The 686-nt window shown below is 51.0% G+C and carries 1 rRNA gene; it reads left to right on the plus strand.

The annotated features are described in order from the left end of the window. Window positions 1–686, plus strand: a 23S ribosomal RNA gene (locus PSH48_RS20685); the annotation flags it as partial.

Genomic DNA, 686 nt, shown 5'->3' on the forward strand with positions numbered 1-686 from the left:
ATGAGTGGTAGGGGAGCGTTCTGTAAGCGGTTGAAGGTGTACCGGGAGGTATGCTGGACGTATCAGAAGTGCGAATGCTGACATGAGTAACGATAATGCGGGTGAAAAACCCGCACGCCGGAAGACCAAGGGTTCCTATCCCATGTTAATCAGGGTAGGGTAAGTCGACCCCTAAGGCGAGGCCGAAAGGCGTAGTCGATGGGAAACGGATTAATATTTCCGTACTTGGTATAATTGCGATGGGGGGACGGAGAAGGCTAAGCAAGCATGGCGATGGTTGTCCATGTGAAAGTGAGTAGGCTAGTGACTTAGGTAAATCCGGGTTGCTGTTAGGCTGAGACACGAGACGAGCACCCAAGGGTGTGAAGTTGCTGATGCCATACTTCCAGGAAAAGCCTCTAAGCTTCAGATTATACCGAATCGTACCCCAAACCGACACAGGTGGTCAGGTAGAGAATACTAAGGCGCTTGAGAGAACTCGGGTGAAGGAACTAGGCAAAATCGTACCGTAACTTCGGGAGAAGGTACGCTCCTATCTGTGATGAGACTTGCTCTCTAAGCGGACGGGAGCCGCAGTGACCAGGTGGCTGGGACTGTTTATTAAAAACACAGCACTGTGCAAAATCGCAAGATGACGTATACGGTGTGACACCTGCCCGGTGCCGGAAGGTTAATTGATGGGGTTA

It is taken from the genome of Pseudoalteromonas sp. Angola-4 (assembly GCF_028599265.1).
GTDB classification, from domain to species: domain Bacteria; phylum Pseudomonadota; class Gammaproteobacteria; order Enterobacterales; family Alteromonadaceae; genus Pseudoalteromonas; species Pseudoalteromonas atlantica.